This window comes from Methanococcoides sp. (assembly GCF_030594565.1).
Lineage (GTDB): Archaea > Halobacteriota > Methanosarcinia > Methanosarcinales > Methanosarcinaceae > Methanococcoides > Methanococcoides seepicolus.
Genome location: NZ_JAUVEY010000016.1, coordinates 1 through 22,958, shown reverse-complemented (window position 1 = coordinate 22,958; position 22,958 = coordinate 1). Strand labels below are relative to the sequence as shown.

The window sequence follows — 22,958 nt, the reverse complement described above, 5'->3', positions numbered from 1 at the left end:
TCTCTATCAATGAGGGTAGAGAAGAAATATGACAGAGGCTACAGTTGTTCACAGAATCGGGATTCGACAATAGTACCGCATCAAAGTCGAATGTGTGCCCGGTTTCAACAACGCTATCATTAGATATTTCTACCATGTGGCAATCGACACACCCGATGGATGTAGGATGTGTGCCATCCACATATCCGGAAGTGCTCACCAATTCCCACTGTGCATGCCTTACTACCGGAGTGCTACCATCCATCACCAAACCTTCGGTATTATGGCAGTTCCCACACAGAAGTATCGAATCATCTATACGAGGACCAGTGTCATGAGGATCATGGCATGCAGCACATGAGATTGCCCATTCCTCCACCATTTCAAGCTCATGAGCGCCTTCCTCATCCAGAGCATAAGGTTCGGCATCTGCGATGTTCAATATGCCCCCATCGGTGCTCTTGCATGCAACACATGATGCCCCACGATCCAGGATATAAGGCTCAGCAATATCCGTGGGTTCCGAATGGCTTGCAATGGCCTCCATATCGAAGTCAGCTTCACCGAATTCGTTCCATTCATCATAAACACCTGAATGGCAGTCCCCGCAAACTTCAGAAGAAAGGCTTACGTCAGGCGAGGATGTGAACGGCGCAGAGATATGAGCATCAAAGCCGCCCGGTGATGCTGTATGACATATCTCACAGGATGCAGACCCGTGAGGTGATGAGCTCCAGACCGCATAAGTTTCCCCATGGCAGTCGCCGCATTCTTCAAAGTCTACCGCCCCCACAACAGTTGTTAAAAATAGCAATACTGTTGTAACTACTACTATTGATCTTAAGATTTCCCCCATCATATGAATCATTTTAATATTGGACATTCCGGACATATAAAGATTTCTGACACAGATTTCAGATTAGAGATTAGAGATTAGAGAGAATGTGATGTTAAAGCGAATAGGATGATTAAAAGAGAATGGGGATATCAAGGCCTTTCATGCGATAGCACAAAAGAACTGGTTTCAAAGCTTAAGAACCGCGGTGATCTGCTTGCTGTAAATTCTGAATTGTTTAGGATAGTGATTTGATTTTACTTTTAGTTAGAATTGTTTATCTAGTGAATTAATTTACTAAAACCGAACAATTAAATAAGCATAGTAATGATTTAATAATAATGGCTCCAAAAAAGAAACAACATTTTATTCCAAAACATTATATGAGGAATTTTTCTCAAAACAATGTGAATCTTTTTGTTTTTAATCTTAAAAGAAGACGTGGTATTCGTGGCAATATTAGTACTTTGTGTCAAGGCCATTATTTTTATGGAGCTGACTTAAAGTTAGAAAACTACCTTAGCAGGATAGAAGATGATCAAGCCTATTTATTTAAGGATGTTATTAATTATCAGTCTCTTAATTTTTTAACCAGAGATTCGTTTAATTGTTTGCGATTGTCTCTACTATTGCAACGTACTAGAACAAAAGCTGAAAAGAATAAATCTAATCAGATATTTGAAGCTTTTTCTTCAAAATATATAAAACCAATGATGAAGTCAGATGAGTTTCTCAAAAAGTGTAAACGTACAGCGAGTTATATAGATTCTTGTAAAATTAAATGCCCCGATTCATATAAATTAACGATGGAAGCGGCGTTAAAAAATGTGGATTTTATAATGGATTTGGAATATGTGCTTTTAATTAATAAAACAAGTCAAAATTTTATTTTTGGCGATAATCCGGTTGTATTTTACAATTATAAAAAAATTAAAAATAATAGTTCGATTGGGTGTAAATCGAGTGGTTTACAAATATATTATCCCATATCCAATAAAATAATACTTGCCTTATTTGATAATGATATGTATGATATTAAAAAAGACACTAATACCACAATATTTGTGACAATGGAAAAAGATGTTGATGCGCTTAATACGCTGCAATTTTCCAATTGTCTTGATAATGTATATTATTCAGAAGAATCTGATATAATGTATGTAACTAATTTACATTCAAAATTTAAAAATTCATTCGAAAAAAAGGAACCTATTATTGAGACTTTGGATAGTAAAGAATTGTCTAATAACTGTCGAAGTGATATTGATGTGCTGTACTTAGCTGACACTCCTTTTAAACTTAAGTTGTCGTTTATTAGATTGAACAAATACGCAAGTATGCGGTATAAAAATTCAAATAAGGTGAATTTGAATAAAAATCCAGTTTCTGTTTTAGTTCGGCGGAATACAGTAAATAAGACTATTCGGGATATAATTGATTCAAATGAAAAACGAGGTCTTGTTTAATTTTTTGTATTTATCAATTAGTTGATATAGATGAAGAGTATTTTACTTTTTATGAAAAATTACAAAACTGATATAAATAAAGGATTAGTCTTTTTACTGGTTCTGACTTTAGTTCTTTTCTTTGCTCTGTTGCAGTATTCAATCGAAAATAAAGTGCCATATTCTGTTTATTATTCAATGATAATCGGATTTGCTGGTCTTTTATTTGTGGTTTATTCACTTATTGCCAACATATTTTCAACATATGAAAATGTTACAAATCGTGAAATTGTGTTTATTCATAAACAGTTTGATGATCTTTACATCCCCCTATACAAGAAATTGGGTAATCCGAACGATATTTCTTTTTTTGATATAATTCCATATTTGTATCTTGCTGAAAGTGAGTTGAAGATGTTTGAAAATATTTATAAAGATGTCTTTTATAGCAATGAAACCGCTGTTTTTAAATCAGAATCCGCTTTGACTAATTCATTAAAGGACGCTCTAAAAAAAGACATGGATTATTTAGATAAAAGGTTACAGAATTTGAGGTCGATTAATAAAATATAATTAACCTGTTTTTACTCAAATTCCCTCTATCCTGCTATACTTAAGAATATACTCCCCATCGGTATCTTAACCTACATAGCAGAGGGACAAAAATACTACAATTATTAATATCTACTTTGATGTATAAAATATAGTACAATCAAAGTAAGTAAATCGATCACATCAAAAAAAGCACTCAAAAAGAATTATACGCCGAGGGGGAGATTCGAACTCCCGAGGGGTCAAGCCCCACAAGCTTTCCAGGCTTGCGCCCTACCACTAGACTACCTCGGCAAAAATGCCAGATTCGTGCTGACCGGCGTTTATTTCGCCTTCCAGCACCTTGGATAAATAGCGGCATCCATTATTACCCTTTCGGTAACACAAGCTATGCCGTGACTTTCGTTTTCAAGTTCATCTGCATCCATAGAGGACCTACAAAGTGCCACAGCTTCCCCTTTTAGAGTGAAAACGGCAATTTTGTCATCTTTTTTGATGCATTTACTGAATGAAACGATCCCCGGAACTGCAAGGGAAGCACCTCTGCAAACAGCATCTACAGCACTATCACGAATGATAATTTTCGGCAGATGGGACAGACCTTCTTCCATTGGACGTACCAATTTGCGTAGTTCAGACTCATCGCCATCTTCCTGCCAGAACACGCATGCATCCTTGAGGTCATATAGAGATACAAGAGTATCTTCCCTGAACGGACCTGTTCCGGTTCTGCGAAGCTGCTTCATATGCCCGCCACAACCAAGGACCAGACCAATGTCATGACAGAGCTTGCGAAGATACGTACCTGCCTCACAGCCCACCCTCATGAGCACTTCCCTACCTTCGATCTCAAGAACGTCGAGGTAATAGATGTTCCTGATCCTCAATTGCCTTTTGACAGCAGAGATAATTGGAGGTGTCTGGTAGATAGGGCCTGTGAATTCTTTGCATGCTTTTCTTATCTTCCTTTCAGGAATGTCATCATGCAAATGCATAACACATATGTACTCTTTTCCGGAAAGACGCAGAGCTGAGATAGCTTTTGTTGCCTTGCCAAGCATCACGGGGAGCAAACCTGTTACGTGTGGGTCAAGTGACCCGGAATGTCCTGCTTTTTTTACACCGAGCATATCCCGCACCCATGCTGTGACCTCGTGACTTGTCGGACCTGTTGCCTTATCGATGTTCACAACACCCATGTTAATATACTCAAGGATCGGCCGGTCCCTAGGAGGACAACCGTATGCTGCATTGGTAGTTGCGTGGAACTTTTCCACCATTATATCCACATCTTTGGAAAAACGTTTAGATGAAACCATGAACTAAAAACTCCATTGATAATTAAAAACTGCCACAGGCATCAATTGCTTTCTTAAGCATGTCTGTGATCACAAACTGATCCCAGCGACTGGAATCGACCACCAGGTCATAGACAGAGAGATCATTGATATCAATGGAATGGATCTCTTTGTAACGAAGAGCTTCTGAAGCTTCGCGCTCTACAGTTTCTTGCATGCGCACTTCAAAGGAAGAACCTTCCCTGTCAACTATTCTCTTAACACGCACTTCAAGAGGGGCTTTTATCCATATTTTAAGCGCTTTTTTTGCCATTTGACCAGCAAGTCTGCCCTCGAGTATAAGATTATCTGAAGAATTAGCTATATCCGATTGTCTCTTATCTATCTCGACATCAATGCTTGGATCGGATTCGGCAAGACGACCGAATTCAGCAAGGGTCACGCCACGTTCTTTTGCAAGACCCCTGAAAACATCACCTGCGGATATCACCTCCACAGAATAATGTTCGGCCAGCAGCTTCCCCACAGTAGTGGTTCCACTGCCAGGCAAACCACTAATAGTCAGTAGCATACTTAGACGCCACCGATATTAAGTGCTTTACGTACTACCTGACTAATAGCCAGTGATGTAATGAAATACCAGAAGATCCAGTACTGGATAGGACCTATTACCGTCTCGACCAATATCTGTTCTCCCCAGAATGGAAATACAAGGAATGCACCCGGATGACCACTTATGTAGTGGTATGCCCACATGAAGAGTGGGAGAGATATTATACTGATGTATGCCATTGGCTTGAACTGCTGTTTTGACATCTCCATCTGGTCGCCCATCATATCAGCACGCTGCTCTTCCAGTTTTTTTACCATATAGGTGTTCTGGGAAAGCTGTGCTTCCCGGAATTCCTTCTGGAATGACTTCATGCGCTCCTGTGTGTTGCGCATCAGGTCCCAGTCAATTGTATATTTCTGTATGAGGGATGCATAAAGAGCAGTTATAGCTGCCATTATGAACAGCATTATGTGGAAGTTACCTTCACCGACCATCATACTGATAGGGTCCATAAAGACACCCATGATGGCACCTATGGCCTCCCTACCATCCTCCCCAAGTACGACAATGCCTATCATTAAAGAAATACCGACCGCCAGAACAAACTTTTCTGCGGTCTTTTTGAAATTAGAATCTGCCATGCGTCACACCTGTTTTTCGTTTATTTGTACTGATCAAGGATATTACAGATATCCGAAAATACCCGATCTATTGCACCAGTACCGTCGATATCCACAAGAAGACCTTTCTCCTTATAATAGTTAATGAGAGGTTGGGTCTTTTCCTTGTATGAATCAAGTCTCTGACGAATAACATCTTCCTTATCATCATCACGCTGGTAAAGCTCTGCACCACATGCGTCACAGACATTCTCCTTTTCAGGAGGGTTGAACTTCATGTGATAACTTTCACCGCATGTACACATGTGCCTGCCACAAAGGCGGGTGACAAGCTCCTCATCGGCAACATCGATGTCCAGCACAACCTCTAAAGGCATGCCGATCACCTCAAGAATAGCAGATAAAGCATCTGCCTGAGGAGTTGTCCTTGGATAACCATCGAGAAGATAGCCGGGCTTACAATCGGATTCAGCCAGACGGTTCTTTATGATACCAATAAGTACCTCATCAGGAACCAGTTCGCCTTTATCCATGTAGCCCTTTGCTTCTTTACCAAGTTCAGTACCATCACGTACATTGGCCCTCAGAATATCACCGGTAGATATGTGAGGGATCTGATAGTGCTTAGCGAGTTCTTTGGCCTGGGTGCCTTTTCCTGCACCCGGTGGACCAAACAATACAACATTCATCAATATATCTCCATTTTTTTATTATTCCCGCCCGAAGAACGATCTGACCATTGGATGCATTTCCATCATCTGTTCAGATGCAATATCCTCATACAAGCGATACACAATACTCACGGTAAGCAATAGTCCAGTACCTCCGGCACCACCTATGGTACCGAGCATACTTGCCAGAAGCGTCAGTGCACCGATGAAAGCACCACCAATGATAGTGACCTTCGGGATGTACCTGAGCATTACTTTCTCTATACTTCCGACATTACGCCTGAAACCTGGGATCTGCATACCTGAATTGAATACCTTCTGAGCAGTTGGTTTTGCACCCATTCCGGTCGTTTCGATCCAGAACAGAGCGAATATGATACCGCCACCGATCAGGAAGACCGCATCAATGAACACATGCAAACCGACCTGCCACATTGATGGCACAGCAACACCATAGCCTGTGAACGTCTCCCTCACAAGTGATGGGATCCAGTCATATGGACTGTTGATCGGTGAAATATAATACATGATGCCGTTGATGGGCGTTGAACCGGAATATTCACCAAATATGTTGATACCACGTCCTGAAAGCAGCAGACCTATCATCTGAAGGTTTGCCTGAAGTGCCCTGACAAGGATCATCGGAAGGACTGAAGCATAGATCAGTTTTACAGGGAACCTGCCCCTGGCACCTCTTACTGCACTGTGTGCAAGAGGGATCTCTATACGAGTACTTTCCGCGAACACGACAATCAGGAATATAGCTATCGTAGTGATCAGTGCAAGTATCCCACCTCTGATGAGCAGGAACATTACTCCTTCACTGGTTGCGATGTAATCCAAACCAACATTCTGAACGATGTATATCCACTTTGGAAGGATACCAATTGGAAGACCTGTGGTGTCAATACCCCAATTGAACAGACCTGTTACGATCTGCTGGGAAACACCAGCCACGATGAAAAGTCCCACACCGGACCCAATTCCCCATTTTGATACGATCTCATCCATGAAGAGGATAAGGACTCCACCAATACAGATCTGAACGAAGATTATTCCTGTAACGACACTTGGAGTTACACCAAGTGCAGATGCCACACCCACATCAGGCATTATGTAACCACCAACGATCTGTGGCAGAGCTTCAAGAACGATCATAACAAAGACCATGAATTTCTGTGCACCCTGGAAGAATGCCTGGTCTGCGGGATCGGACATATTGAGTTTGATGACGTCAGCACCAACAAGAAGCTGAAGTACGATAGATGCTGTGACGATAGGACCTATACCCAGCAGCATCAAAGAACCAGATGCTCCTGCAAAGAAAGCACGATATTGTTCAAACAGGTCAATGGAATCACTTGAAAGACCAAACAGTGGAATATTCGCCAGAGCGAAATAAAGCACTAGAATTCCAAGAGTCCACATTAACTTGTTTTTAAAATGCACATGCCCTTCCGGACTAGCTACGGCGGGCAATCTATTAAAAATCGGTTCCAAACTCTCCCTGAGACTCATTAACTACACCCTTTGATTAGGTTTGAAATCCAGAATAACTGGAAAACAAATTAAGTAGCACAGTATAAGATAAACAACAAATATAAAAGTAATGTCTTAAAAGACATTACTCCTTAAATTCTACGCAGGATCCACCTGCAGTTTCGATCTTGCCCCTTGCAACTTCTGAGAAGTTGCATGCAGTAACAACCATATTCTTTGTTACTTTTCCGGTACCAAGAACTTTTTCGATTTCCAGATCTGCAAGGTCGATGACATATGCTCCAGCTTCAAGCTTTGCAAAGCCATCTTCTACGAGCTGATCTGCAAGTTCATCAAGTTCGCCTACATTCACTACAGAAACGTCATGGATCGCCTTTAATGGGCGGGAAAAACCACGTTCGCTTCCACGTATGTAACCGAGCTGAAGAGCCCTTGTGAAGTGGTGTTTGTTTTCACCAGATCTACCACGGCCACCACGGTTACCTGCACCGCGCCGGTTCTTGGTAGTTCCGCCACCACAGGTACGGGAACCCCTGAACTTCTTTGTGTTGCATTTTCTGCTAGTCATAACATCACCTCATCTTGTTCAAAAGTGCCTTGATATCATCGCCATGGTTTCCAAGGACACCGCCCTGCTGAGCAGTCCTTTTGATACCAGCATGTCCCTTCCTTGGAGGGTGAAGCCTGAAAACAGGTTTCAACAATGGGACATCGGTGATCTTTGCATCACCATTGACAAGAGCTTCTGCAAAGGAAGCAATGGAAGCAAACTCAGAGTTTTCCTTCACATATTCATTGGTAAGGCGAGCATCGCCCTCCAACCTTCCACGATTGCCGAGTATCTCAGTCAATGATTCAACATCGACAGTACCGTATGCGACGTAGTCCTTTGCCTTCTGGATCATACCCTTATTGTTAGGGGTATCCTGAAGGAAGACGCAATGGTTGACCTTGTGTAAACGGAGCATGCCGAGGGTATCCTCGATCTTGCCGCTTACATTTACCTGGCCTCTAACTCTAACTACTGCGAACATTTTTAGGCCTCCGTCTCATCGAAAACGATTGGACGCCTTACAGTGCCCGTGTTCATCAAAGCATTGTATGTTGCCTTTGCGAAGTTGAGGGTTGTCCTAGTCTGACCTTCGGTACGTGTCCAGACATCTTTGACGCCTGCTTTTTCAAGCACTTTTCTTGCAGTGCCTCCTGCAGCAAGACCAAGCCCACGAGGAGCAGGCTTGAGAACCACAGTTACACTACCTGCTTTACCATTGACTTCAGAAGGAACGGTGTGTGGAAGTCCACAGCCACATTCCCATGATCCGCATCCACGTTTGATACGTGTGATGTTGATCTTTGCATTGTCAATAGCTTTTCTGATAGCAGGTCCTACCTGTACATCTTTTGCCTGACCAAGTCCTACGAAACCGTCTCCATTTCCAACGATAACAGTAGCCCTGAACTTGACACGCCTTCCGGAATCAGTCATTCTCTGAACCATGTTAATGTCGAGAACTTCGTCCTCAAGTTCAGGTAATAATAGATCTACTATTTTTGATTCCCTTATAGGCAGACCGGAATCCATAGCTTCATCCATGGATGTGACCTGTCCATCAAAGACAAGCTTTCCGAGCCTTGTCTGTGGAACCCATTCTTCATTATATTCATATGCCATATTAACCACACCTTAACTGAACTCGGCAAGGATCTTTTCCTTTACTGCATCGAACACTTCAGGCAGATTTGATCCTTCCATGTATTCTGCAACGTGTTCTCCCCTTATGCGCTCATCGGATGGGAACACTGAGGAGTTGTGAGGAACATCAAATCCAGCATCAACAACACCTTTGAGTGCTGCATAGACACGGGAACCTACAGATGATGACTGAATACCGATATCCAACACACCGCTCTCGTAGCCTTCAGCAAGTGCCTTGTAACCAAACAAGAGCCCTGTGAGGTATGCTGCGGTAGTGTTACCGGCAGATCCTTCATAGCCATACTTTGCAAGCTCTTTAGAGATCGCGGATGACATTGTTACATCCCCATTTGCATCAGGTGCAACAAGCTGTATCTGCATGTGCCTTGCGCTCTTACGCACGACAACACGATCCTCTCTTGACAAAAGCAACCTGAGTCTCTGGTGATAATCTGTACGCCCTTCCCTTCGTCGCCTGAACGCGACTTTATAACGGGGTCCTGTAGCCATATTAGATCCTCCACATCAGTTTAACATTTAAATTTGTTTTCATTATTCATTCCTCAGGCTTACTCTTTCTTTGCAATATTGAGGTGTGTTTCCATATGAGCCAAGTTCTTGTACTCGCCACCCTTTGCCTTACGGTAAGCTTTGCAGAATGCGGATTTATCAAGTGTACCATCTGCTCGAAGCTCTTTGAGCCTCCTTCTGAGAGCACGGATCTTCTTCATCCACTGTTCTTTTCGAGGATTACGTGCACCCTTTGTACCTTTACGGGAACCATGTCCCTTACGGTGACCGTACCTGCGTTTTGCATCCCTTGCTCTTGCTCGTCCACGGCTAACGCCTTTCACAGCTTCTGCTTTAACGCTTCCACTTGCGATAAGACCACGGATATCTTCCCTTGTGATAGCAACAGCGATCTCGCTGGATGCTTCAGGATTCAGCCAAACTCTGTGAACGCCACATCCAAGCACTTTAGCTGCAAGTCTTTTTTGGTTTGTGAGATCAGTCATCTCACTCACTCCTTGCTGGGTTCAATATCTTGATGCCCATTTCTACAGCTTTTGCTTCAATAATAGCTTTCTTCCTTGCGCCAACAGTCCTTCCGATCCTGATAGCCTCAAGTGAAGCATCAACACCTTCTATTCCTGCAAGATTGTTCACAAGAACTTCTGAGTATCCAGATGGATGAAGACCTTTCACTGCCTTAGGACTTCCATATCCTGCCTGCACAACTGAACCTTTTGCTTTAATGCCTTTGCGCAGTTTACCCTGAAGACCTCTTGGACGTCTCCAGTTAGAATCCAGACGCTTGTACTTGTGTGAATCGGCCCTTTTGAAATCAGGCTTTTTGCCCTTCTGGACCTTTCTTACATTGAAAAGTCTCTTGGACTCTACATCAAGTGCAAGTTCGGTGGACACTGCTTCCTTCATGTTAGTTTCATTAACTGTATCTTCCATTCAGATCACCTACAATATCTCTCTTACACTCGCTTGTCTACGATGTATATACCATCCTGGAACACACGAGGGTCGAAGCGCTTGATCTTGGTCTTCTGCTCAATGTTAGCAGCGGTCTGGCCGACATCTTCCTTGTTGATACCGGAAACAATTACCTCATCGCCGCTTGCCTTTACAGAGGTTTCACCGAGGATATTTGATACCCTAGGCTTCTTCTCACCAAGGAAATTGTTGATGACGAACTGCTTGCCATTGACCTTGATCTGCATTGGAAAGTGAGAGTAGACCACTTTCATATGGTACTCAAAACCATCCACAACACCTTTCATCATATTGGTGATGTGGGAGGTATATGTTCCAACCATTGCTCTCTGTTTTTTCCTCGATGAAGCAGAGTCAACGATAATTTCTGAACCGTTCACTTCAATATTCACGCCTGGATACCACAAGAATCTTGTATTGGTACCTTTGGGCCCTGAAGCAGACAGGACGTGCTTCTCAAACGTCACTGTCACACCTTCAGGAATCGAGATTATTTTCTTGATTTCTTTTGCCATATCATCTCACCCTTAATCTTAGTATACAAATGATAATAACTGACCACCGACATTGTTCTCACGAGCCTCGTACTGGGAGACTACCCCATTAGGGGTTGTGAGGATCAATACACCAAAGTTCTTAGCAGGAAGGAATTGTTTCTCCCATCTCTCGAACTCAGTTACTCCTACGGAGTAGCGTGGCTTGATAGCTCCACATTTGTTAATACGTCCAATAAGTTCAACTGTATAAACTCCAGCCTTACCATCTTCTACGAACTCAAAATCACCGATATATCCACGGTCATTCATGACCTTAAGGACATTTCCAATGAGTTTTGATGCAGGTCTGATCGTACAGGAATCTTTACCAACAGCTTCTGCGTTCTTGATCATAGATAACGCATCAGCAAGAGGATCTAATAATACCATATCTGTTCACCTCACGAATATTTTTCAAATCCCATGTCATGGGCAATTTCCCTGAAACAATGCCTGCAAAGATAGATCCCATACTTGCGCACAAGACCCTGCTTTCTGCCGCATCTTTTACACTCGTTTGCGCCTCTTCCAAAATTCTTCACTGTCTGAGTCATCATTATACCTCCACAGCATACTTATCCTTAAAGAAAGATATCGTATCCTCTTTTGTGATCTTGTGGGAAGTTGGTATCTTTCGTTTTGCGATCCTTCTTTTGCTCACCCTGTAACCAGGACGATTTACAATCACAGCGATATCCATTCCAAAGATACCGATGTTTGGATCGTATCTCATGCCTGGATAATCGGTGTGCTCTTCAACACCAAATGAAACGTTACCAAAGATATCGAACTGAGATTCGTCGATCTTTCTTTCAACGATTCCCAATGAAGTCTCAAGAAAACTTTCTGCTGCTTCGCCACGAAGTGTGACCTTACATCCGATAGGTTCTCCCTTTTTGATAGTGAATGCTGGAAGTGTCCTCTTTGCATAGCTCCTGACAACTGTCTGTCCGGTAACTGTCTCAAGGATACTCTCTGCATCAACAAGGTGCTGACCACTTTCACCAACGCCCATGTGGACGACTACCTTCTCGACCTTAGGATTTCTCATTGGATTACTCAACAGTTTCACCACCTATGAAGATCTCTGGCTTGGATTCACCGATCACGAACACATAATCTTCGATGGTCTCGAATTCGGTCTCACCGGAAATAGTAACTGTGTTGTTCTTGGAACTTTTCACTGTGTTGATATCTTTGATAGATCCAACTTCGCCTGCATGGCTTCCACCAACGATCATTGCAAGATTGCCCACTTCATATTTGATGTGTTTGACGATCTTTTTGTCTGGAACGGACAGGACTATTGAATCCTTGGTGTTGTAATCGTTGGAACCAATGATATTGACACCATCGTTAAGACGCATCTGGGTCTTACCTTCTTTGATAGAGGTCTTACCTTCAATGCGGCACAATTTGTCAGCACCTGTTCCATCAAGTTTGTTCAGCACAAGTCTGCTCTTTCCATCGAGCATTACGCGGTATTCCACGTTGTTCAATGGGATGGTAATAATATCCATCAGACCTACAGGGAACCTAAGGTCCTTTCTTGCTACTCCGTCAACAAGTACATTGCCTTCAGAGAGTACTCTCTTTGCTTCTGCGCGGTTATCGACAACACCGAGCATATCCCTGAGTATGACTGCTAATGGGATGCTCTGGAGTCTGTTGTGAGGACCAGGCCTTGTGGATGTTATCCATTTGTTGGATTTCTTTGAAATCTGCCAACTTCTTGGGACAGATATCCTCTTTTGATGAGTGGCCACGAATTCACCTACCTCTTGATAATATTGAATCTCTACGTTTATCGTTCATTTCTAGTGATGTGATCATCACATTTGAAGGATAGATCGGCCTTGGAACCTCGGTTCCATCCACCTTGCTGACAGAAACACCTTCTACAACAATTGTTCCGCTCTTCAAGGATAATGCCTCGACCTTTCCTTTAACACCTGCATGGTCGCCACGCATCACAATTACAGTGTCACCTACAATGACATTTGCACTGCGACCGTACTTACCACGAAGGTCCTTTGACAGAGGTGCCGCCATGTACTTCTGCTTCATGTGAAGTGGAGCCTCGTAACGTGCTTTTCTCTGTTTCCTTGGCTGTTTTGATACCATATTTAACACCTCACACAATCATAGATGCAGTTGTACCGATCTTAGGGAACCTTTCTGCTGCTTCTCTTGCAACAGGACCTTTGATATCAGTTCCTTTTGGAATGCCTTTGTCATCCACGATAACTACAGCATTGTCCTCGAATGCGACCCTGAGCCCATCTGGACGACGGAATTCCTTCTTCTGGCGTACAATGACTGCGTAAAGGATCTGCTTACGCATTTCCGGAGTACCCTTCTTTACAGATACAACACACATGTCACCGATGCCTCCTTTAGGCATCCTGTTCTTTACACCTCTGTACTTCTTGACAGAGATAATCTCTACAGTACGTGCTCCAGTATTATCAACACATTCTATCTTAGCGCCAGCATTCAGTGCACGTGGGATCTTTGAACGAATACCCCTCATGCCTTCACCTCCGCCTTGACAACTACGTATGATTTTGTTTTACTGAGAGGTCGGCATTCCACGATGGTCACAATATCTCCAACCTTTGCATCAATGCAAGGTGGATTGTGAGCGTGGATCTTTGATTGCCTCTTCTCATATCTCTGGAATTTATTTATAAGCTTTTCACGCCTCTGTTGAATTACCACTGTACGATCCATCTTGTCGCTTACAACAGTACCGACGAGGATCTGCCCCCTTACGGAGAGTTCGCCATGGAATGGACAATAAATATCATCACATTCCTTTGTTGGCTCTGGTATATCCAATCCAATGTCTTTTGCCATGATTATTACCTCATGCGAATTTTCCTAATGTTCTTGACTCTATTCTCGGGTTGTGAGAGCAATAATGTCCCGTATATTTTAACACGTTGATCGTGATCGGCAGATGATGATGGAAGATTGAACACAAACGTTGTCCCGTTCTTTGGAACCATTTTTTCGTGCATATCTTCCGTTTCGATAACAAGCATATTGCGCGTCTCGTTTATTACTCTGCCACAAATATTGATTAATTTGGGATTTGTTGACTCAAATACTTCCGCATAAAGCCCGATAAGCTCGTGAAAGATCAAATTAGAAGGCGATGCTTCCAATTCAGATCTCCTTTAATTCGTGCTGAATCGTCTTTATCTTTGCGACTGTCCTTCTAAGCTCTCCGACCCTGCCAGGATTATCAGGAGCGCCACCTGCAGATGCAAGTGCACGTTCACGGATAAGTTCACCGCGGATCTTTACAAGCTCATCCTCACGTTCGTGAGGGGTCATGTCCCTTATTTCTTTTGTACGAAGAATTGCCATGATCAGCCCTCCCTGTGCATACGTCCGGTTGGATGCCAGTAATCGTGGCCACCATGTTTGTGTTGCCACACACCGTTGACTTCACGGCGCTCTTCTCCTTCCTCGGTAACAGATTCGCCGGTAATTACATCAGCTTCTACTTCGGATACTGCCACTTCTTCAACTGTCTCTTCAACGGTCTCAGCTTCAGCCTTTGCTGCTTCTTCGACTACTGCTCCCTCAGCTTCTGCGACTTCACCTTTAGCTTCTACCTCAACGAGTTCCTCGATACCTGCGCTCTTCTCTTCTTCAACAGGAGTAGAAACCAATGAACCAAGTTCTTCGGCGTTCTTCAACCTGTATGAGTCTGGAAGAACTGCATCTGGGTGAATGATACGTACTTTACAACCAAGGGTACCGAGTTTCTTGACAGCGACAGCAAAACCATCATCGACTATATCATCGACAGGCTTTCCTGCATGTTTGATGTAACCATTGACCATCTTCTCTACCCTTGACCTTGAACCAGTCAATTTACCAGAGATGACAATCTCGCAGCCAAGTGCACCAGCATTCATGACAGCACGCATGGTGTTGTGTCCAGCCTTTCTGAAGTACCATCCACGTTCGATGGAGGATGCAAGTCTTGATGCCATCATCTGTGCATTGAGTTCCGGCCTCTTGACTTCCTGTGCATCGATCTGAGGATTGTCCAGATCGTATAATCGGTCTACATCACGAGTGAGCTTCCTGATTACCTTTCCAGCCTTTCCAATAACCATACCTGGTTTTTCAGCATATACTGTGATCTGGGTTCCCATAGGAGTACGGTTGATATCCATACCACCATAGCCAGCCCTGCTGAGTTGTTTTGCAAAATATTCATCCATGGATGCTTTTACATATCCATCCTGAACAAACTTTTTCTCTACAGCCATTAGAGCACCTCGCTTATGATCATCTCAAGATTTACAGTTTCTGTGTTCTCTGGACTTGCCCTTCCGCGAGCCCTTGGTCTCATACCATGGATCACACGGCCACGGTTCATTGCTGTATGTGCAATGAACATATGTTCCGGGTTTAAGCCTTTATATTCTGCATTACTTTCTGCATTCTTGAGCAACTTAAGCATCTCAGATGCCACCTTTACAGGATAGCGGCCTGCTGCCATTGGTCCCTTTCTGTGACCTAAGCTGTCATTGTGCCTTCCGAAAGGTACTGCCTGCTTCAAGATAACAACATCTTCAAGATATTGTCTTGCTGCTTTTGTGCGCATACCCTTGATAGCCTTGCAGAGTTCACGGGATTTCTTAGGTGAAATGTGAAGCTCTGAACCCATTGCTTTCGCACTGGTCTCAGCATCAAGCTCTGTAGTATATTTGATCCTTGCCATTCATATCACCTTATTTCAATGGTACGAACTTACTGGAACGTGTTGCACCGACACCAGCGCTTCCGTGGGAAACCCTGTTACGAGTAGGTGAATATTCACCGAACCTGTGCCCGATCATTTCAGGCATGATCTCCTCGATCTTCACGAACTCTTTGCCGTTATAGACCTCGAGAGCCTTGCCGATCATTTCAGGGAAGATAATCATGTTCCTGTAATGAGTACGCACACTTTCCTTTCCGTCTCTGAACTGTTGTAGAATTCCCATCTGTGAATCAGAAAAACCCCGGCGTATAGACCGGCGTTCCTGTGCAGGCAAGAGTTCTGCAAAATCCTCAAAGCTCATTTCCTGGAGCTGTGCTACCGTTTTACCACGGAAGGTATATTCTCCTTTTCGCTTTGGTAACCTTGAAGTTGATTTTTTTGCCATGTTAATACCTCTTTACTTTTTTCCGGTCCTGCGTGCTGCGATATGACCAACCTTTCTACCTGGTGGTGCATTCCTGCTGACTGTGGTCGGCTTACCTGGATGCTTTCTGTTACCTCCACCGAATGGGTGATCGACAACGTTCATAGCAACACCTGATACACGAGGGTACTTAGCTGCCCTTGCTTTCATCTTGTGGTATTTCTTTCCTGCTTTAAGGAATGGTTTGTCAATCCTACCGCCACCAGCAACAATACCGATCGTTGCTCTGCATTTTGGATGGAACCACTTCAACACACCGGATGGCATCCTGACAATTACTTTGCTTAGCTCACGGGATACAAGTGTTGCATAAACACCTGAGGAGCGTGCAAATTGCCCACCATCGTTTGGTTTGGATTCAATGTTACAGATAGGGATACCTTCAGGGATCTCTGCAAGAGGAAGCGTGTTACCTGGCTTGACCTCTGCGGAAACACCGCAGGAAAGATTTTCGCCAACAGAAATTCCCTCAGGAACAACTATAAACTGCTTCTTTCCGTTCTCAAAAGCGACCATTGCAATCGGAGCTGACCTTGCAGGGTCATGTTCGATACCGATAACTGTACCATTTAGAGTGCTTTCCTCATCCACACGTGGGTGTTTAAGTTCAGCTTTATACTTATGGGATGGAGCCCTGTATGTTGGACTTCCACGACCTCTGTTCTGGGATATAATTCGTTTAGTCATGGACTTTCACCTCACACCAATCCGATCCTTGTTGCGATCTCATGTGCAGCATCCGGCTCATTGAATGTCACCAGTGCCTTTTTCAAGCCTTTCATTGTGGTCATGGTACAGACTGACTTCACAGTAAAGCCATACATCTTAACCACATCGTTTTCCACCTGAGTCTTGTTAGCACGTGTATCAACAACGAACTGAAGCTTATTTTCGTCCATGAGCATCATTGCTTTTTCAGTGATGAATGGATATCTGATAGCATTCATAAGAACATACCCTCCATGTTGGTTATTGCAGATTGGGTCCAGACGGTAAGTCTGCCTGCATGGGTACCTGGTGCAAGAAGCTCTGCGTTAAGAGCAGATACTGTTGCAACATCAACACCTGGAAGGTTGTTTGCTGCCTTGCTGAGCGGGCTTTCTTCGCCTGTGACGATCAAAACGCTCTTTCGGTTCTTGTACTTACGTCCCCTGCGTTTACCTTTACCTGCCCTTATGTGTTTACCCTCTTTAGCACGGATAATATCATCATAAAGACCTGCTGCCTGAAGGAAACTGATGACCTCTTTGATCTTTACAAGATCTTCGATCGCATCATCTGCAACGAAAGGAACCTCTGCAGTGAACTTGTGGCCACGGGCCTTTACAAGATCAGCATCGATAGTTGCTGCAATTGCAGATCTGACTGCAAGACGTTTTTCCTTCTTGTTGATCTTCTCTGTACGGTCGGTCTCTGTCTTTGGTGGATGTGCACGCCTACCTCCCACTGCCTGTGGAATTCTTGCGACACGACTACCATTTGAGATCCTCGGAACCTGTGCAACGCCTCTTCCTGATCCCCAGGAGTGTGCTGACGTCTGCATACCTGCATAGAGCTTGGTACCGTATGGCTGGAGTCTGTTTGCCTGAGCAGAGAGGACCGCCTTCTTGATAAGGTCAGGTCTGAAAATCTCACTGAAAACTTCCGGCAATGCAATCTCGCCTTTGGAATTTCCTGATAAATCTATAATATTTGCTGTTGTCATTCACATCACCCCTGCAGTGTTTGAGTGCTAACGTGCATGATCTGAGGCTCGCCAATGCTGGATACCTTTGACCTTGTTGGCTCCCTGAGTCTGATCAACCTTTTGGATGGACCTGGAACACTTCCTTTGATAAGGATGTAGTTTCCACGAACAAGACCGTAGTTAACAAAACCACCAGCTGGATTGACCTCATCAACATCAGAGGACATCTTCAAGATCCTCTTGTTGTAGTCGGTTCTCTGGTGATAGCCCATCTGACCTGCCTGTGGAACTCTCCAGCTCACGTGTGCAGGAGTCCATGGACCTAGTGTACCTACCTGTCTCAAACTTCCCTGACGGGAGTGTTTGTTCTTCATTAGGTTGATGCCCCATCTCTTTACAGGACCCTGTGTACCATGTCCAGTAGTGATCGCTGCGACATCGACGATCTTGCCGTTGCCAAATACATCAGAGATCTCCACCATTGTACCCAGAACTGTTTTAGCATACTCGAACTTTGCTTTCACATCAGAACCACTTACACCAGTTTCCATCACATCAGGTACCTTTTTAGGTACACCGGTAAGAGTGGATGGTAAAGTGTATGTGATGAGCCTGATATCATTTGCACGTCCGCTTTCAACAAGAGCCTCGAGCTTCTCAAGTGATGCATTCACGTCAGGGTTCTTTGCGGTCTTGAGCCTGCGGCTAAGATCCTTGTCAAGAACGTCTGTCCATGCTTCTGCAATAGCGATTTCACCATAGGTGTCTTTGCCATATGCACGAATTGCTGCAACACGGATAGCTGGGGTCTCGATGACAGTAACAGGAACGGATATTTCAGTACCCTCTGTAAGACTGTGCTTAACGTCATCGATCATGATCACATGGGTCATACCTACCTTGTAACCTGCAAAGCCCTGAAGCTTTGGTTCAGCGTCTGACTCTGGCCATGATCTAAACCTTGGTATGTGACTCTGTGCTCGCTTGCGTGGACTGTATGCAAGTGAACCGCGCCTTGGTCTGTGTCCTTTTGCCATTTATATTCTCCTCCTATTTCAATTATTTTTGAAACAATGTTTCATTTATTCATGATGTAGGACAAGACAATTAGAAAAGTATAATCTTACGTGATGTACTGATACCCCTGCCCAGCTCAAATAGAACCACTGGCAGATCGATCACATACAGTCACGCAGGAAGCAAGATAACTAACATACTGGACTGACCTGATAGATTGCCGGTCCGTCCGTCCTCAATCATCTCTAGAAGATTTAGCCAGTTAGCATTCCTCAATGCACATTTGTACACAAAGAAGGGCATTCCGAGAAGAGGCCCATGAACACTTACTGTCAAACCCGACTTTTCACACTTGCTTATTCCTACGTTATGATCTTCAATGATGTAATAATAGCAATGCCAAATTACACAATCAATCCTAACTTAGAACGTCTAAATGTAATATTCCGTATATAAAGGTGTTGCACATATTCCCCCAAAAAACAGTATATTAAACACAACTCAACAGGGAATTTCACAAAAAAGTGCAATTTGCCATACAGTACATCAACACTAGCACCAATATCCACTATAGAACAAAGACATCTAAATAAAGATATCGGATTATTCCAGGATAGCATGAGATTACTTTAAATTGATTGAGCTATTTTCCAGACTGATAATTGTGTCACGAAAAAAAATATTTGATAAAAGGATGAAAGCTGACAATGATGGTATCCGTTTTGCCACGCCGGAAGTAGTTGCAAAGTACAGGGCAAAACGGCTCAAATGCAAGACCATCGCAGACATCAGTTGTGGAATAGGTGGACAGACGATATTCTTTGCAAAGGAATGTGAAAAGGTCTATGCAATAGAGATAGATCCCAAAAAGATAGAATATGCAGAGAGGAATTGCGAACGTTATGGCCTCGATAATGTAGAATTCATTTGCGGGGATGCACTTTCAGAAGACGTCATCGACCAGATACCAAAACTGGACGTACTTTTTTCTGATCCTGCAAGACCACCATCAGAAGATGAAAGAAGACTCTCGAGCCTTCAACCAGGAATACCCAAAGTATTGGAAGCATATTCCAAAATTACAAACAATTTCGCATTCGAAGCACCACCCCAGCTGACACCTGAAAGAATTCAGTTCGATTGTGAAAAAGAATACCTATCATTGGACGGGCAGCTGAACCGCCTGAACCTGTACTTTGGAGACATAAAGACATGCGACAGATCTGCAGTTGCACTCCCGGCAGAAGCAAGGATAGACTCGGAACACAAAAGATCCGAACTTTCAATAACGAACAAGATACAAGCATATGCATGTGAGCCGGAACCATCCGTCATTAAAGCAGAACTACTTCCTGAATTGGCAAATGCTCTAATCGAAAATAACACAACTGATGTTCAGTTGTTCGAAATCGACCAGAAGAGAAGTCTTTTTACATCAGAAGAGCCCTTCGATCACCCACTTGCCAAGAATAATTATGAAATAAAGTATGTAACTGAGATGGATGCAAAAATTATCAACAGCCTCTTGAAAAAAGATAGTGTAGGGACCGTTATTTTAAGGGCTGGGATAAAGCCAGAGAAATATTGGGATATTCGAAAAGAAGTTGAGAATGGACTGACCGGAAACAGAACAGTACACCTTTTTGCCAAAGGTGGGAAAGCGATCATCTGCAAACCAAGAATATCAAGCAACGATCGCAGCCAATAACAACGAAGTAAAAAAGAAAAAGGATCAACTCATTCCAAAAATTGCTTTGACACGCCCGATAAGGTCTTCGGTATCAAATGGTTTATTGACATAGTCAGTCGCATTCAGAACATTCAGACCAAGCATCCGGTCAAAATTCTGTGATCTAGCAGAGATAATACAGATGGGAACGTCAAGATCATCCGCTCGGATCTTGTGGAACGTTTCCCAACCATCCATATCGGGCATCATAATATCCAGCAGTATCGCATCCGGTTTCACAGATCCGAGCATTTTCAAACACTCCGCGCCCCCACCTGCCCCGAAGACCTCAAAACCTTCCGGTTCAAGAATAGACCTTACAAGAAAGATAGTATCTTTCTCATCATCGACGACCAGTATTTTCTCATTCAAAGTGTCAGAACTCCTTCCATAGATCCAGGTAAGACAATTTATAGTTAACACTGAGTTAAGAAAATACATAAATGTGATGTATATTTAGACAGTCTGTAATTGACATATCATTCAATATCGATCTTATATGCATCATCCAGAAGACGGCGTTTAAAGATAACCTCAAGTACACCATTATTGAAAGTCGCTTTTGCAGACTCTGGATATACAGACATCAACAAGTCAAACGTCCGAATATATGACCAATCGCCACGAGATGCAGAAATGTGCAAGGTCATTTCTTCTGCACTCAGTTTGATATCCTCTTTTTCCACACAAGGAAGCTCTGCCATGAAATGGACGTTATCATCAGTTTCAATAATGTCCACCAGAGGTTCCGACCTAGATAGCCCCATACAGGAACCTTCAGCAAGATCATCCTGATCTGCATTTGGGACAGAGCCTAACTCACGCACAACTGGATCTTCCCCAGGGCGATGTGTTATAGAAAAACCATAGATCTTTGGCTTTCCCGAAAACTCCTCCAGATCGGCCTCGATAGCATCCAGGATATTTTCTATCATGTCAGTAACATCTTCAAATGACTCATTTTCAAAGAATTCATCGAAAAAGCGACGTCTTTTCTTTTCATCCATATTGGCCATCTCCATATTATTATAAATGATACCACAGGTTCCAATCAAATAATATACATGCATTTCAGATCACAAATTGCGTAACTAAAGCAATTATAAGTGATCAGTATCCAATACGTTCTTTAGATGAGGAGCAGATGATTCAGAGTTGGAAGACTGATCATTGGACAGATCCCCGGACCCCACCAAACCCAAAGATTCAGCGACTGCATCATCCGGCAACTCAGCATCGATCCGATCTACAATACAACTCATTTTTGATGACAGTTCAATCAATTCCAAATGAAGTTGTTTCGTCTTTTCTATCATTTCCTTATAATGATCGAGAACGATCTTATCAGCCATATTTCCACCACTGAATATTACAGAGATCAAACTGCACCACACAGGAAGAAACAAAAATAAAAAATATTCAGACAAACCTCTACAAGAGAAAATATGTGATTGCTAACATTTATACCTTTGCAGCTTGACAAAAAAGACAATAATTAGATCTAAAATGCCAAAAAGAAAGATAAAGGAACATCCTTTACAGATGTTCATCAATTATTCTAACTTATTCTTACGGCGCATGAAAATTAATGATAGTCCAAGAATTGCTGCGATCGGAAGTGCGATTGTGGGGAATTCCGGAATTTCCTGAATTGGACATTCACCATCTGCAACTTTGACACTCAGACCTTCATTAAGTCCGATAAGATGCACAGCTGCATTAAAGTTCAGAGAATTTGGCACAAGCACTACAGGACCATCGAACGTTATTGTAATAGGACCAAGGGTCTTTTCACTGGTAACAAAACCAACAGTTGTATTGAAATTACCAAATTCAGCAGAAAAGCTGTCAACCCCAATCATTGTTCGATTTGCACCAGTGATACCCGTTACATTGGCTTCAGTAAGCCCTACGGTGTTCAAGCCAAATGTTTTGATACTAGTAGTATTTGAAAGGTATGTCGGAGATAAAAATATAACTTCTACAGTTACGTTATTACCGTCAATGATCACACCGACATCCACATCCCCGCATGAAAGCGTGTCCTTTGGATTTGTCACATTATATATTTCACTTGCACTTGCCACACTGACCATCGATATCAGGATGACAAGAAGCCCA

General features: G+C 43.1%; 36 protein-coding genes and 1 tRNA gene. 3 read left to right on the top strand and 34 right to left on the bottom strand.

What is annotated here, in order from left to right; all coding sequences use genetic code 11:
- Nucleotides 1-847, bottom strand: an 847-nt coding sequence (locus QAS77_RS02665) for a hypothetical protein (protein WP_305064058.1), incomplete at its 3' end; no start/stop codon positions are given.
- Between the two features lie 308 nt (nt 848-1,155).
- Between QAS77_RS02665 and QAS77_RS02660 the strand changes: the two genes are divergently transcribed.
- Together QAS77_RS02660 and QAS77_RS02655 are read left to right on the top strand one after the other, a co-directional pair.
- Entirely contained in the window at nt 1,156-2,280 is a 1,125-nt protein-coding gene (locus QAS77_RS02660) for a DUF4238 domain-containing protein (RefSeq protein ID WP_305064057.1), read from the top strand.
- Nucleotides 2,281-2,331: 51 nt separating this feature from the next.
- A complete protein-coding gene (locus QAS77_RS02655) occupies nt 2,332-2,832 on the top strand; it encodes a hypothetical protein (protein ID WP_305064056.1) in 501 nt (166 codons plus the stop codon).
- A 190-nt stretch (nt 2,833-3,022) separates the two neighbouring features.
- Here QAS77_RS02655 and QAS77_RS02650 read toward each other — a convergent pair.
- The 29 genes from QAS77_RS02650 to rpl3p all read right to left on the bottom strand — a co-directional run bounded on the left by QAS77_RS02650 (nt 3,023) and on the right by rpl3p (nt 19,128).
- Nucleotides 3,023-3,105, bottom strand: a tRNA-Ser gene (locus tag QAS77_RS02650).
- 29 nt (nt 3,106-3,134) lie between these two features.
- A complete protein-coding gene (locus tag QAS77_RS02645) occupies nt 3,135-4,130 on the bottom strand; it encodes an RNA-guided pseudouridylation complex pseudouridine synthase subunit Cbf5 (RefSeq protein ID WP_305064055.1) in 996 nt (331 codons plus the stop codon).
- Nucleotides 4,131-4,152: 22 nt separating this feature from the next.
- Nucleotides 4,153-4,680, bottom strand: coding sequence for a (d)CMP kinase (cmk, locus tag QAS77_RS02640; protein ID WP_250867194.1), 528 nt, complete (start codon nt 4,678-4,680; stop codon nt 4,153-4,155).
- 2 nt (nt 4,681-4,682) lie between these two features.
- A complete protein-coding gene (locus QAS77_RS02635) occupies nt 4,683-5,303 on the bottom strand; it encodes a DUF106 domain-containing protein (RefSeq protein WP_305064054.1) in 621 nt (206 codons plus the stop codon).
- 20 nt (nt 5,304-5,323) lie between these two features.
- On the bottom strand, nt 5,324-5,971 hold the full coding sequence (locus QAS77_RS02630; protein ID WP_305064053.1) for an adenylate kinase: 648 nt from the start codon (nt 5,969-5,971) through the stop codon (nt 5,324-5,326).
- Between the two features lie 21 nt (nt 5,972-5,992).
- Nucleotides 5,993-7,471, bottom strand: a complete 1,479-nt coding sequence (gene secY / locus QAS77_RS02625) for a preprotein translocase subunit SecY (RefSeq protein WP_305064052.1) — start codon at nt 7,469-7,471, stop codon at nt 5,993-5,995.
- Between the two features lie 106 nt (nt 7,472-7,577).
- Nucleotides 7,578-8,021, bottom strand: coding sequence for an uL15m family ribosomal protein (locus QAS77_RS02620; protein WP_250867198.1), 444 nt, complete (start codon nt 8,019-8,021; stop codon nt 7,578-7,580).
- Between the two features lie 4 nt (nt 8,022-8,025).
- Nucleotides 8,026-8,487, bottom strand: coding sequence for a 50S ribosomal protein L30 (locus QAS77_RS02615; protein WP_250867199.1), 462 nt, complete (start codon nt 8,485-8,487; stop codon nt 8,026-8,028).
- A gap of 2 nt (nt 8,488-8,489) precedes the next feature.
- The gene (locus QAS77_RS02610) at nt 8,490-9,125 is read right to left on the bottom strand and encodes a 30S ribosomal protein S5 (protein WP_011498209.1); all 636 of its coding nucleotides are present in this window, start codon (nt 9,123-9,125) and stop codon (nt 8,490-8,492) included.
- Nucleotides 9,126-9,137: 12 nt separating this feature from the next.
- Nucleotides 9,138-9,659, bottom strand: a complete 522-nt coding sequence (locus tag QAS77_RS02605) for a 50S ribosomal protein L18 (protein ID WP_250867200.1) — start codon at nt 9,657-9,659, stop codon at nt 9,138-9,140.
- A 59-nt stretch (nt 9,660-9,718) separates the two neighbouring features.
- Nucleotides 9,719-10,165: a 50S ribosomal protein L19e gene (locus tag QAS77_RS02600; protein WP_250867201.1), complete on the bottom strand. Its 447-nt coding sequence runs from the start codon at nt 10,163-10,165 to the stop codon at nt 9,719-9,721.
- Nucleotide 10,166: 1 nt separating this feature from the next.
- A complete protein-coding gene (locus tag QAS77_RS02595) occupies nt 10,167-10,613 on the bottom strand; it encodes a 50S ribosomal protein L32e (RefSeq protein ID WP_250867202.1) in 447 nt (148 codons plus the stop codon).
- Nucleotides 10,614-10,636: 23 nt separating this feature from the next.
- Nucleotides 10,637-11,170 carry a 50S ribosomal protein L6 gene (gene rpl6p / locus QAS77_RS02590; RefSeq protein ID WP_250867203.1) on the bottom strand — a complete coding sequence of 178 codons (534 nt, stop codon included), beginning with the start codon at nt 11,168-11,170 and terminating at the stop codon, nt 10,637-10,639.
- An 18-nt stretch (nt 11,171-11,188) separates the two neighbouring features.
- Entirely contained in the window at nt 11,189-11,581 is a 393-nt protein-coding gene (locus tag QAS77_RS02585; RefSeq protein ID WP_250867204.1) for a 30S ribosomal protein S8, read from the bottom strand.
- Nucleotides 11,582-11,592: 11 nt separating this feature from the next.
- Nucleotides 11,593-11,745, bottom strand: coding sequence for a 30S ribosomal protein S14 (locus QAS77_RS02580; RefSeq protein ID WP_011498203.1), 153 nt, complete (start codon nt 11,743-11,745; stop codon nt 11,593-11,595).
- Between the two features lie 2 nt (nt 11,746-11,747).
- Nucleotides 11,748-12,242 carry a 50S ribosomal protein L5 gene (locus tag QAS77_RS02575; protein WP_305064060.1) on the bottom strand — a complete coding sequence of 165 codons (495 nt, stop codon included), beginning with the start codon at nt 12,240-12,242 and terminating at the stop codon, nt 11,748-11,750.
- Nucleotides 12,243-12,246: 4 nt separating this feature from the next.
- Complete coding sequence (locus QAS77_RS02570; protein WP_305064051.1) at nt 12,247-12,957, bottom strand: 30S ribosomal protein S4e; 711 nt, start codon at nt 12,955-12,957, stop codon at nt 12,247-12,249.
- Nucleotides 12,958-12,961: 4 nt separating this feature from the next.
- Nucleotides 12,962-13,315, bottom strand: a complete 354-nt coding sequence (gene rplX, locus QAS77_RS02565) for a 50S ribosomal protein L24 (RefSeq protein WP_250867206.1) — start codon at nt 13,313-13,315, stop codon at nt 12,962-12,964.
- Between the two features lie 10 nt (nt 13,316-13,325).
- Nucleotides 13,326-13,724, bottom strand: coding sequence for a 50S ribosomal protein L14 (locus tag QAS77_RS02560; RefSeq protein WP_172368496.1), 399 nt, complete (start codon nt 13,722-13,724; stop codon nt 13,326-13,328).
- Nucleotides 13,721-14,050 carry a 30S ribosomal protein S17 gene (locus tag QAS77_RS02555; protein ID WP_250867207.1) on the bottom strand — a complete coding sequence of 110 codons (330 nt, stop codon included), beginning with the start codon at nt 14,048-14,050 and terminating at the stop codon, nt 13,721-13,723. Before QAS77_RS02555 ends, QAS77_RS02560 begins: the two co-directional genes overlap by 4 nt.
- Before the next feature lie 5 nt (nt 14,051-14,055).
- A complete protein-coding gene (gene rnp1, locus QAS77_RS02550; protein WP_250867208.1) occupies nt 14,056-14,361 on the bottom strand; it encodes a ribonuclease P protein component 1 in 306 nt (101 codons plus the stop codon).
- Between the two features lies 1 nt (nt 14,362).
- A complete protein-coding gene (gene rpmC / locus QAS77_RS02545; protein WP_250867209.1) occupies nt 14,363-14,566 on the bottom strand; it encodes a 50S ribosomal protein L29 in 204 nt (67 codons plus the stop codon).
- Between the two features lie 2 nt (nt 14,567-14,568).
- On the bottom strand, nt 14,569-15,483 hold the full coding sequence (locus QAS77_RS02540; RefSeq protein WP_250867210.1) for a 30S ribosomal protein S3: 915 nt from the start codon (nt 15,481-15,483) through the stop codon (nt 14,569-14,571).
- Nucleotides 15,483-15,938 (bottom strand): 50S ribosomal protein L22, encoded by a 456-nt coding sequence (locus QAS77_RS02535; RefSeq protein ID WP_250867211.1) that lies wholly within the window; start codon nt 15,936-15,938, stop codon nt 15,483-15,485. Before QAS77_RS02535 ends, QAS77_RS02540 begins: the two co-directional genes overlap by 1 nt.
- Before the next feature lie 10 nt (nt 15,939-15,948).
- The gene (locus tag QAS77_RS02530) at nt 15,949-16,365 is read right to left on the bottom strand and encodes a 30S ribosomal protein S19 (protein WP_250867212.1); all 417 of its coding nucleotides are present in this window, start codon (nt 16,363-16,365) and stop codon (nt 15,949-15,951) included.
- 12 nt (nt 16,366-16,377) lie between these two features.
- Nucleotides 16,378-17,091: a 50S ribosomal protein L2 gene (locus QAS77_RS02525; RefSeq protein WP_250867213.1), complete on the bottom strand. Its 714-nt coding sequence runs from the start codon at nt 17,089-17,091 to the stop codon at nt 16,378-16,380.
- 11 nt (nt 17,092-17,102) lie between these two features.
- On the bottom strand, nt 17,103-17,351 hold the full coding sequence (locus QAS77_RS02520; RefSeq protein ID WP_172368517.1) for a 50S ribosomal protein L23: 249 nt from the start codon (nt 17,349-17,351) through the stop codon (nt 17,103-17,105).
- Nucleotides 17,348-18,109, bottom strand: coding sequence for a 50S ribosomal protein L4 (gene rpl4p, locus QAS77_RS02515; protein ID WP_305064050.1), 762 nt, complete (start codon nt 18,107-18,109; stop codon nt 17,348-17,350). The genes QAS77_RS02520 and rpl4p overlap by 4 nt, the downstream gene beginning before the upstream one ends.
- Before the next feature lie 5 nt (nt 18,110-18,114).
- A complete protein-coding gene (gene rpl3p / locus QAS77_RS02510; protein ID WP_305064049.1) occupies nt 18,115-19,128 on the bottom strand; it encodes a 50S ribosomal protein L3 in 1,014 nt (337 codons plus the stop codon).
- Between the two features lie 644 nt (nt 19,129-19,772).
- On the opposite strand from rpl3p, the gene QAS77_RS02505 reads away from it, so the two are divergent.
- Nucleotides 19,773-20,816, top strand: coding sequence for a methyltransferase domain-containing protein (locus QAS77_RS02505; RefSeq protein ID WP_305064048.1), 1,044 nt, complete (start codon nt 19,773-19,775; stop codon nt 20,814-20,816).
- 24 nt (nt 20,817-20,840) lie between these two features.
- Here QAS77_RS02505 and QAS77_RS02500 read toward each other — a convergent pair whose 3' ends face one another.
- From QAS77_RS02500 to QAS77_RS02485, 4 genes are all read right to left on the bottom strand, one after another.
- Nucleotides 20,841-21,209 (bottom strand): response regulator transcription factor, encoded by a 369-nt coding sequence (locus QAS77_RS02500; protein WP_250867218.1) that lies wholly within the window; start codon nt 21,207-21,209, stop codon nt 20,841-20,843.
- A 107-nt stretch (nt 21,210-21,316) separates the two neighbouring features.
- On the bottom strand, nt 21,317-21,844 hold the full coding sequence (locus QAS77_RS02495; protein ID WP_250867219.1) for an Hsp20/alpha crystallin family protein: 528 nt from the start codon (nt 21,842-21,844) through the stop codon (nt 21,317-21,319).
- 93 nt (nt 21,845-21,937) lie between these two features.
- Nucleotides 21,938-22,189, bottom strand: a complete 252-nt coding sequence (locus QAS77_RS02490; RefSeq protein ID WP_305064047.1) for a hypothetical protein — start codon at nt 22,187-22,189, stop codon at nt 21,938-21,940.
- A gap of 201 nt (nt 22,190-22,390) precedes the next feature.
- A partial coding sequence (locus QAS77_RS02485; RefSeq protein WP_331521983.1) for a PEF-CTERM sorting domain-containing protein occupies nt 22,391-22,958 on the bottom strand: 568 nt, incomplete at its 5' end.

Coding starts and splice junctions, on each gene's coding strand:
- QAS77_RS02660 (WP_305064057.1), top strand. CDS start 1,156: ATGGCTCCAAAAAAGAAACAACATTTTATTCCAAAACATTATATGAGG.
- QAS77_RS02655 (WP_305064056.1), top strand. CDS start 2,332: ATGAAAAATTACAAAACTGATATAAATAAAGGATTAGTCTTTTTACTG.
- QAS77_RS02645 (WP_305064055.1), bottom strand. CDS start 4,130: ATGGTTTCATCTAAACGTTTTTCCAAAGATGTGGATATAATGGTGGAA.
- cmk (WP_250867194.1), bottom strand. CDS start 4,680: ATGCTACTGACTATTAGTGGTTTGCCTGGCAGTGGAACCACTACTGTG.
- QAS77_RS02635 (WP_305064054.1), bottom strand. CDS start 5,303: ATGGCAGATTCTAATTTCAAAAAGACCGCAGAAAAGTTTGTTCTGGCG.
- QAS77_RS02630 (WP_305064053.1), bottom strand. CDS start 5,971: ATGAATGTTGTATTGTTTGGTCCACCGGGTGCAGGAAAAGGCACCCAG.
- secY (WP_305064052.1), bottom strand. CDS start 7,471: ATGAGTCTCAGGGAGAGTTTGGAACCGATTTTTAATAGATTGCCCGCC.
- QAS77_RS02620 (WP_250867198.1), bottom strand. CDS start 8,021: ATGACTAGCAGAAAATGCAACACAAAGAAGTTCAGGGGTTCCCGTACC.
- QAS77_RS02615 (WP_250867199.1), bottom strand. CDS start 8,487: ATGTTCGCAGTAGTTAGAGTTAGAGGCCAGGTAAATGTAAGCGGCAAG.
- QAS77_RS02610 (WP_011498209.1), bottom strand. CDS start 9,125: ATGGCATATGAATATAATGAAGAATGGGTTCCACAGACAAGGCTCGGA.
- QAS77_RS02605 (WP_250867200.1), bottom strand. CDS start 9,659: ATGGCTACAGGACCCCGTTATAAAGTCGCGTTCAGGCGACGAAGGGAA.
- QAS77_RS02600 (WP_250867201.1), bottom strand. CDS start 10,165: ATGACTGATCTCACAAACCAAAAAAGACTTGCAGCTAAAGTGCTTGGA.
- QAS77_RS02595 (WP_250867202.1), bottom strand. CDS start 10,613: ATGGAAGATACAGTTAATGAAACTAACATGAAGGAAGCAGTGTCCACC.
- rpl6p (WP_250867203.1), bottom strand. CDS start 11,170: ATGGCAAAAGAAATCAAGAAAATAATCTCGATTCCTGAAGGTGTGACA.
- QAS77_RS02585 (WP_250867204.1), bottom strand. CDS start 11,581: ATGGTATTATTAGATCCTCTTGCTGATGCGTTATCTATGATCAAGAAC.
- QAS77_RS02580 (WP_011498203.1), bottom strand. CDS start 11,745: ATGACTCAGACAGTGAAGAATTTTGGAAGAGGCGCAAACGAGTGTAAA.
- QAS77_RS02575 (WP_305064060.1), bottom strand. CDS start 12,242: ATGAGAAATCCTAAGGTCGAGAAGGTAGTCGTCCACATGGGCGTTGGT.
- rplX (WP_250867206.1), bottom strand. CDS start 13,315: ATGGTATCAAAACAGCCAAGGAAACAGAGAAAAGCACGTTACGAGGCT.
- QAS77_RS02560 (WP_172368496.1), bottom strand. CDS start 13,724: ATGAGGGGTATTCGTTCAAAGATCCCACGTGCACTGAATGCTGGCGCT.
- QAS77_RS02555 (WP_250867207.1), bottom strand. CDS start 14,050: ATGGCAAAAGACATTGGATTGGATATACCAGAGCCAACAAAGGAATGT.
- rpmC (WP_250867209.1), bottom strand. CDS start 14,566: ATGGCAATTCTTCGTACAAAAGAAATAAGGGACATGACCCCTCACGAA.
- QAS77_RS02540 (WP_250867210.1), bottom strand. CDS start 15,483: ATGGCTGTAGAGAAAAAGTTTGTTCAGGATGGATATGTAAAAGCATCC.
- QAS77_RS02535 (WP_250867211.1), bottom strand. CDS start 15,938: ATGGCAAGGATCAAATATACTACAGAGCTTGATGCTGAGACCAGTGCG.
- QAS77_RS02530 (WP_250867212.1), bottom strand. CDS start 16,365: ATGGCAAAAAAATCAACTTCAAGGTTACCAAAGCGAAAAGGAGAATAT.
- QAS77_RS02525 (WP_250867213.1), bottom strand. CDS start 17,091: ATGACTAAACGAATTATATCCCAGAACAGAGGTCGTGGAAGTCCAACA.
- QAS77_RS02520 (WP_172368517.1), bottom strand. CDS start 17,351: ATGAATGCTATCAGATATCCATTCATCACTGAAAAAGCAATGATGCTC.
- rpl4p (WP_305064050.1), bottom strand. CDS start 18,109: ATGACAACAGCAAATATTATAGATTTATCAGGAAATTCCAAAGGCGAG.
- rpl3p (WP_305064049.1), bottom strand. CDS start 19,128: ATGGCAAAAGGACACAGACCAAGGCGCGGTTCACTTGCATACAGTCCA.
- QAS77_RS02495 (WP_250867219.1), bottom strand. CDS start 21,844: ATGGATGAAAAGAAAAGACGTCGCTTTTTCGATGAATTCTTTGAAAAT.
- QAS77_RS02490 (WP_305064047.1), bottom strand. CDS start 22,189: ATGGCTGATAAGATCGTTCTCGATCATTATAAGGAAATGATAGAAAAG.